The organism is Intrasporangium chromatireducens Q5-1, from assembly GCF_000576575.1.
GTDB classification, from domain to species: Bacteria; Actinomycetota; Actinomycetes; order Actinomycetales; family Dermatophilaceae; genus Intrasporangium_A; species Intrasporangium_A chromatireducens.
Map to the genome: position 1 here is coordinate 1 of NZ_AWQS01000188.1, position 7,387 is coordinate 7,387.

9 protein-coding genes are annotated in these 7,387 nt (G+C 72.8%); 8 read left to right on the forward strand and 1 reads right to left on the reverse strand.

The annotated features are described in order from the left end of the window. Nucleotides 1-23: 23 nt before the first annotated feature. From N864_RS16875 to tsaD, 6 genes are all read left to right on the forward strand, one after another. Nucleotides 24-1,277: an alpha/beta fold hydrolase gene (locus N864_RS16875; protein WP_034719548.1), complete on the forward strand. Its 1,254-nt coding sequence runs from the start codon at nucleotides 24-26 to the stop codon at nucleotides 1,275-1,277. Then, a complete protein-coding gene (gene tsaE / locus N864_RS16880) occupies nucleotides 1,267-1,728 on the forward strand; it encodes a tRNA (adenosine(37)-N6)-threonylcarbamoyltransferase complex ATPase subunit type 1 TsaE (protein WP_034719550.1) in 462 nt (153 codons plus the stop codon). Before N864_RS16875 ends, tsaE begins: the two co-directional genes overlap by 11 nt. A gap of 127 nt (nucleotides 1,729-1,855) precedes the next feature. Further along, nucleotides 1,856-2,446, forward strand: coding sequence for a hypothetical protein (locus N864_RS16885; protein WP_155892986.1), 591 nt, complete (start codon nucleotides 1,856-1,858; stop codon nucleotides 2,444-2,446). Between the two features lie 44 nt (nucleotides 2,447-2,490). Further along, entirely contained in the window at nucleotides 2,491-3,246 is a 756-nt protein-coding gene (gene tsaB / locus N864_RS16890; RefSeq protein ID WP_081793974.1) for a tRNA (adenosine(37)-N6)-threonylcarbamoyltransferase complex dimerization subunit type 1 TsaB, read from the forward strand. Between the two features lie 48 nt (nucleotides 3,247-3,294). Further along, nucleotides 3,295-3,786 carry a ribosomal protein S18-alanine N-acetyltransferase gene (rimI, locus tag N864_RS16895; protein ID WP_034719556.1) on the forward strand — a complete coding sequence of 164 codons (492 nt, stop codon included), beginning with the start codon at nucleotides 3,295-3,297 and terminating at the stop codon, nucleotides 3,784-3,786. Then, nucleotides 3,779-4,825 carry a tRNA (adenosine(37)-N6)-threonylcarbamoyltransferase complex transferase subunit TsaD gene (tsaD, locus tag N864_RS16900; protein WP_034719560.1) on the forward strand — a complete coding sequence of 349 codons (1,047 nt, stop codon included), beginning with the start codon at nucleotides 3,779-3,781 and terminating at the stop codon, nucleotides 4,823-4,825. The genes rimI and tsaD overlap by 8 nt, the downstream gene beginning before the upstream one ends. Nucleotides 4,826-4,846: 21 nt before the next feature. On the opposite strand, the gene N864_RS16905 is transcribed toward tsaD, so the two are convergent. Next, nucleotides 4,847-5,893 carry a glycoside hydrolase family 3 N-terminal domain-containing protein gene (locus N864_RS16905; protein ID WP_240474371.1) on the reverse strand — a complete coding sequence of 349 codons (1,047 nt, stop codon included), beginning with the start codon at nucleotides 5,891-5,893 and terminating at the stop codon, nucleotides 4,847-4,849. A 10-nt stretch (nucleotides 5,894-5,903) separates the two neighbouring features. On the opposite strand from N864_RS16905, the gene N864_RS26095 reads away from it, so the two are divergent. Further along, nucleotides 5,904-6,182 (forward strand): hypothetical protein, encoded by a 279-nt coding sequence (locus tag N864_RS26095; protein ID WP_034719562.1) that lies wholly within the window; start codon nucleotides 5,904-5,906, stop codon nucleotides 6,180-6,182. A 208-nt stretch (nucleotides 6,183-6,390) separates the two neighbouring features. After that, on the forward strand, nucleotides 6,391-7,387 hold a 997-nt coding region (locus N864_RS16915), incomplete at its 3' end, for a nucleoside hydrolase (protein WP_240474372.1).

Below are 7,387 nucleotides of genomic sequence, written 5' to 3' on the forward strand. Positions count from 1 at the left end.
GCCGACACAAGGAAGGTAAACCAGTGAGCCCCGAACGACGGCGCAATCCCCTCATCGGCGTCGGAGCGGCCCTCGTCGGTGTCGCGGCCGGTGTCGCGGCGGGGGTCGTCGCGGACCGGGCGACGAAGCACCGCGCCGCGATGTTCGCGCTCGACACCCGTGACACCTACGACGTCGTCCCCGACGAGGAGCGCGTCGTGCTCACCGACGACGGCGTCACCCTCCACGTCGAGATCGACGAGCCGACGGCCGAGGCGGCCGAGGCGGCCGCCCGCGGCCTCACCGCCGGCGGCCGTGCGGACGAGCTGCCCACGATCGTGCTGACCCACGGCTACTGCCTCAGCCTGCGCTGCTGGGTGTTCCAGCGCCGCGCCCTCAAGGCGGCCGGCTACCGGGTCGTCAGCTGGGACCACCGTGGCCACGGCAAGTCCGGTCGCGGGGAGCCGGACTCCTACGTCATCGAGCGACTCGCCCGCGACCTGCGGACCGTCATCGAGCAGGTCGCCCCGACCGGCGACCTCGTCCTAGTCGGCCACTCGATGGGCGGCATGACGATCATGGCCCTCGGCGAGCTGGACCCCGAGCTGATCCGCGAGCGGGTCATCGGGGTGGGCTTCGTCTCGACGAGCCCGGGCGGGATCACCCTGGCCAACGGCGGTCGGAGCGCGACGATCGGCCGGCTCCTGCTCGAGCGGCTCGGCCCCGCGGTGCTCACCCCGCTCAGTGAGCGCCCCGATCTCTGGTCGTGGGTGCGCCGCTCCAGTGCGACGCTGGAGGAGTTCCTCGTCGACCAGAACTCGTTCGCCTCGCCGGTCGCCGCCTCACTCGTGCGGTTCACCGCCGACATCCTGCTCGGCACGCCGCTCGACGTCATCAACGACTACCTCGCCACCTTCGACGGCTTCGACATCCGGCCCGCCCTCAAGTACTTCCGCGGTGTCCACGTCCTCGTCTTCAACGGCAAGGACGACGTCCTCACCCCACCGCAGCACAGCGACCTCATCGTCGACGGCATCCCCGGTGCCGAGCACGTCCTCGTCAACGACGCGGGGCACATCATCATGCTCGAGCACCCGGACCTGCTGAACGCCCAGCTCACCCAGCTGATCGAGCGGGCGGTCCGGTCCAGGGCGGAGCACCTCGAGGTGAGCCAGCAGCCGCGGGTCCGGCGCACCGTCACCAACGTGGCCAAGGAGCGCCTCTACCGCGCCCATGCCGCCCGTCCGCCGCGCCTGCCCCGGGCGGGACAGGAAAGAAGGGCCGGACGTGGAGCGTGAGATCCGGCTGAGAACGGCCGAGGACACGCAGGCGTTCGGGCGTCGGCTCGGGCAGCAGCTGCGCGCCGGCGACCTCCTCGTGCTGACCGGCGACCTCGGCGCCGGCAAGACGACCCTGACCCAGGGCATCGGGGCGGGTCTGGGGGTGCGCGGCCCGGTGACGTCTCCGACGTTCGTCATCTCCCGGATCCACCCGTCGCTCGTCGGCGGGCCGGCGCTCGTGCACGTCGACGCCTACCGGCTCGGCAGCCAGCTGGAGCTCGACGACCTCGACCTCGACGCCGACCTCGACCAGAGCGTCACGATCGTCGAGTGGGGCGCCGGCCTCGCCGAGCAGCTGTCCGACTCCCGGCTCGAGATCTCGCTCACCGGCGAGCCGGAGCGCACCGCCCGGCTCGTGGCCGTGGGGCCCCGCTGGGACGGCCGCCTCGAGGCGCTGCTCACGTCCTGACCGGGCACGCGTCCTGACCCTGCCTGCCGACCCGCGGGTCACGAGCCCGCAGGTCGCGGGACCTTCGGCACTGGTCCAACGCCCCGCGCGGACCGGAGTCTGGAGGTGAGGAAAGCAGGTGGTGCAGATGTCAGCCTCGATCATCCTCCGTAGAACCGCACTCGTCCTGACGTCGCTCTTCGGGGTCGGTGGGCTCTTCTTCGCGCTCGGCAACGCCTTCGACGACCCGGGCGGTTGGAAGGCGGTCCTCATCACCGCAGGAGTCGTCGTGCCGCTCGCCGCGCTCGTCGTGCTGGCCCTCGGCCGGCCGGAGGTCGCGACGACGGTCCTGACCGGCGCGGTCGTGCTCTATGCCCTGTGGGCGGTCGCCACGGTCGTCTTCGACCCCGTGGACGCACCGACCATGCCGATCATCGCGCTGATCCTCGCCGTGCCGATCGCCGTGATGGGCCAGCACCACCCGTGGCACGCCGGTGTCCTCCTGGCAGCGACCGCTGCGATGCCCCTTGTCGTGATCCTCGTGCGCTACTTCACCGAGGCTCGCACCGGTGACGGCCCCGGCCTGGGCTCGCTGTTCGGCACCTCGACCGGCGTGGTCGTCCTCCCGATCGCCGTGTTCGCGATCCTCTTCCTCACGGCGGGCTCCAGCCACCTGCCCCTGCGCGGCCGGGAGCAGCCACCGACGCGGCCGCTGCCGCCCGCAGCCATGAGCCGGTGACGGCTCGGGGCAGTGCTCAGCACCGGGCCGGATAACCTGACCCGGTGCTCCTGCTCGCGATCGACACCTCCACGACCGCCATCACCGTTGCCCTCCACGACGGTGACGGGGTCGTGGCCGAGGAGACCACGCTCGACGCCCGCGCCCACGCCGAACACCTGGCACCCGAGGTGCAGCACGCCCTCGCCGCCGCCGGCGCCCGCCCCGCCGACGTGACCGACGTCGTCGTCGGTATCGGCCCCGGGCCCTTCACGGGGCTGCGGGTCGGCATCGTCACCGGCCGGACCTTCGCGTTCGCGATCGACGTGCCCGTGCGCGGCCTGTGCAGTCTCGACGCCCTCGCGCACGCGGCGTGGCTCCGCGGCCACCGCGGTGACCTGCTCGTCGCGACGGACGCGCGACGCAAGGAGGTGTATGCCGCTCACCACCTCCTCGACGAGGGTGCCGCCACGCGCGTGGCCGGGCCGGTCGTCGACAAGGCCATGAACCTGCCGGACGACTGGCGGGCGATGCCCACGGTGGGCCGCGGACCGGTCCTCTACCCGGAGGCACTGCCGCACCCCTTCACGAGCCCAGTCCCGCCGCCGGTCGAAGTATTACGCGGACAGATGCGCCCGGCGAATACCTCGACCGGCGGAGAGGCGGGGGAGCCGCCCCTGCTGGATGTCTCGGCCGGGGCGCTCGCGGACCTCGCCGTGCGCCGGCTCGCCGCCGACGCCGAGTTCGACGGGCTCGAGCCCCTGTATCTGCGGCGCCCGGACGTCGCCCCCGCGGCACCGACCAAGTCGACCCTCGGATGAGCGGCCGCACCACCAGCACCGCACCCCCACCCGGTCCGAGGTGTCCCGATGCCCCCTGCTGACACCGGCGGGCCTCACAGCGTCGCGCTGAGGGACCTCGAGTGGACCGACCTCGAGACCCTGGCGGTGCTCGAGCGCGAGCTCTTCGCGGACGACGCCTGGTCGGTCGAGTCGTGGTGGCACGAGCTGGCCGGCCGGCCGCGGCGCGACTACGTCGTCGCCGTCGACGGGGACGGACAGATCGTCGGCTACGCCGGCCTCGACCGGGCCGGTGAGACCGGTGACGTCATGACCGTCGCCGTCGTGCCGGCGGCCCGGGGGAGGGGGCTGGGCCACCACCTGCTCGGCGAGCTGGTCCGACGGGCCGAGCTGAGCGGCATACGGTCATTGCTCCTGGAGGTGCGCGCGGACAACGCGTCCGCGCGAAGGCTCTACGAGCGGAACGGCTTCGACGTCATCTCGGTGCGCCGCAAGTACTACCAGCCGGACGGCGTGGACGCGCTCGTCATGCGCAAGCTGATCGGAGGAGCCAATGCCTGACGAACCACTCGTCCTCGGGATCGAGACGTCATGTGACGAGACCGGGGTCGGCATCGTGCGGGGCGAGACTTTGCTCGCCGACGCCGTGGCGAGCAGTGTCGACGAGCACGCCCGGTTCGGCGGGGTCGTGCCAGAGGTCGCCAGCCGGGCCCACCTCGAGGCGATGGTGCCCACCATCGAGCGGGCCTGCCGGGATGCCGGAGTCACCCTGCGCGACCTCGACGCGATCTCCGTGACGGCGGGTCCCGGCCTGGCCGGATCTCTGCTCGTCGGAGTGGCGGCCGCCAAGGCCCTCGCCGTCGCGCTCGACACGCCGATCTACGGGGTCAACCACCTCGCCTCCCACGTCGCCGTCGACATCGTCGAGCACGGCCCGCTGCCGGAGCCGACGATGGCGCTGCTCGTCTCGGGCGGCCACTCGTCGCTGCTGCTCGTCCCCGACGTGACCGACGACGTGCGTTCCCTCGGCTCGACGATGGACGACGCCGCGGGGGAGGCCTTCGACAAGGTGGCCCGCGTGCTCGGGCTCCCGTTCCCCGGCGGCCCCCACGTCGACCGGGCGGCGCGGGAGGGCGACCAGGTCGCCATCGACTTCCCGCGCGGCCTCACGAGTGGCCGGGACATGGAGCGGCACCGGTTCGACTTCTCCTTCTCCGGGCTCAAGACCGCGGTGGCGCGGTGGGTCGAGCACCGGCACCGCGCCGGTGAGCCGGTCCCCGTGGCCGATGTCGCGGCGAGCTTCCAGGAGGCGGTGGTCGACGTGCTGACGAAGAAGGCGCTGCTCGCCTGCCGGGAGAACGACGTCGACCACCTGCTCATCGGGGGTGGCGTCGCGGCCAACTCCCGCCTGCGGGCCCTCGCCGAGGAGCGGTGCGCCCGGGCGGGGGTGACCCTGCGGGTGCCGCGCCCGGGGCTGTGCACGGACAACGGGGCGATGGTCGCTGCGCTCGGGGCGCAGATGGTCCTGAAGGGCCGTGAGCCGAGCGATCTCGGCCTGCCGACCGACTCGTCGATGCCGGTGACGACGGTCCTGACCTGACCGCCCTCGTCGGCTGTTGCGTCACCGGCAGGACGCCAGGCCCCGCGCGACCTTGAGGGTGACGACGCGCGTCACGGCTGCCTCGACGAGGTCGGCGAAGGCGGGGTCCGTCCGCATCCGCGCCGTGAGTGCGTCGTGCATCGCGGGCACGGTCCCAGGCCTCGCGGTCAGGACGATGTCGCCACCGGCGGCGACGAAGCGGACCGCGCGTTGGCCCGCGGGCACGGCCGCGACGGCCTTGGCGGCGCCGACGTCGTCGGTGATGACGACCCCCCGGTAGCCGAGCTGGTCCCGGAGGAGGCCCGACACAATGCGCTGCGAGAAGACCGCGTTCACGCCCGGGTCGATGCGGCTGTAGATCGCCGATCCGACCATGACCAGGTCCGTCCCGGCGCCGATGCCCGCGGCGAACGGCTCGAGGTAGGGGTCGTGCGTCGTCGTGACCGAGTCGGTGATGCCGCGGGCCGTCAGGTCGGTGTTGCCGGTGATCCGACCGAGCCCGGGGAAGTGCTTGACCGACGTCGCGACACCTGCCGCGTGCATGCCCTTGAGGAACGCCACCGACATCGTCGCGACTCGGGCGGCGTCGTGGGCGTACTCACGTCCCCAGCGCCCGATGGGCTGGTTGGCGGTGCCGATGCTGCTCGGCACCGTGTCGGCGACCGGCGCGAGGTTCACGTTGATCCCGGCCCGCTTGAGCTCACGCCCCCACGAGGTGGCGGCCGCGGTGAGGTCGCGCGGCGACAGCGTGCCCTGGTCGAGTGCCGAGGGGATGCGGGTGAAGCCGGCACCCCGCAGCTGCTGCACGTTGCCGCCCTCCTGGTCGGCGGCGAGCAGGAGCCCGAGGCCGCCCGTCGCTCGGGCCGAGCCGAGCGATGCGAGGTGGTTCGTCGTCGACCGTACGGAGGCCGAGCCGTCATACCAGCCACCGAGGAGGACGACCCCGCCGAGATGGCGGCCGGTGACGAGCGAGTCGAGGCTGTTGCGGCCGGCCTTGACGTCGATACCGACCATCAGCAGCTGGCCGGCCCGTTCGGCGGGAGTCAGCCGGTCGACGATCGAGGTCACGCAGGAGGACGTGGGCGGGGACGTGCTGGAGGGCGGCGCCGGCGGCGTCGACGCGGTGGGAGACTGCGGCGGGGACGTGGCGGCCGAGCTGGTGGATGAGGGGCTCGGGCTGGTGGCCGGAGCCGTGCCCGTGCCGCTGGTGACCGGCTCCGACGTCGCCGGGCCCGAGGGGCCCGCGGACGGGCCCGGGGCTTGCGGGGTCGTACATGCGGTCAGGGTGAGCGCCATACCGACGAGGCAGGAGACGGTGCGACGGCGCGACCGACACCTTGGCCCCGAAAGGTGGTGAGGCCGGGAATCACGCACCCCGCCACACTAACCCGCCGGTCGTCCGGCGCACCGGCACGTAGGTCTTGCGGAGGCCGGCGGCTGAGCCGGTCCAACGCCGCCGAGCATAGGAGGCGATTCATGAGGTTTTGTCCGTTTTGCAGGTATTCGTCCGCTTTCCCTGGTGCTCCGGCCGGGGACTCGTCGAGATGACGCGATACGTTGCCGCGGTGACAGCAGCGTCCCTCCCCGTCGTGCTCGACGTCGACACCGGCGTCGACGATGCCTGTGCCATCGCCTTCGCCGCGCTGCATCCGCGGCTCGAGCTGCGAGCGGTCACCTGTGTCGGAGGCAATGCCTCGGTCGAGGACGTCGTGCGCAACACCTTGGTCGTGCTCGACGCCGCGGGCCGGCAGGATGTTCCCGTCGCACGCGGTGCGGCGCGTCCCCTTCTCGAGACGCCGGTGGACGCCCGTCACGTGCACGGCGAGGACGGCATGGGCGACCTCGGCTGGCCGGCCAGCCCGCGCCAGGCCGACCACCGGCACGCCGTGGAGCTGCTCCGGGACGTCTGCGAAGCGGCGGCCGGGTCGGGCCGCAAGGTGACCATCGTGCCGCTCGCCCCCCTGACGAACCTCGCCCTGCTGCTGCGAACCCACCCCGAGTCGGCCACGGGCATCGAGCGGATCGTTTTCATGGGTGGAGCTGCCCACGTCGGCAACGCGACGGCGTCCGCCGAGTTCAACGTCTTCCACGACCCCGAGGCCGCCGCCATCGTCCTCGACGCATGCCAGGAGCTGGGGATCGCGGTGACGATGTACGGCCTCGACGTCTTCTACGATCCCGTCGTGACGAGGGAGCAGGCGGACCGCCTCGTGGCGGTCGGCGGCCGCAGCGCCGCCGAGCTGGCCGGCCGACTCATCCACTTCCAGTGCGACCGCTTCGGTGGGCGGGCGGCGACGATCGGCGATGCCGGAGCCGTCTGCGCCGTCGTCGAGCCAGCCCTGATCCGCACCGAGGAGCTGCCGGTGCGCGTCGAGCTGGCCGGCACCTGGTCCCGCGGCCGGACGATCGTCGACCGGCGCGACTGGCGCGGGGACCTGGCCCACGACCCCCACGGCGAGGCACCGGTCCGGGTCTCCGTCGCGCTCGGTGTCGACGCCGAGCGGTCTGCGAAGCTCTGGTACGACACGCTGCTCGCCCCGGCCGGCGCCGCTCCGGCCGGCG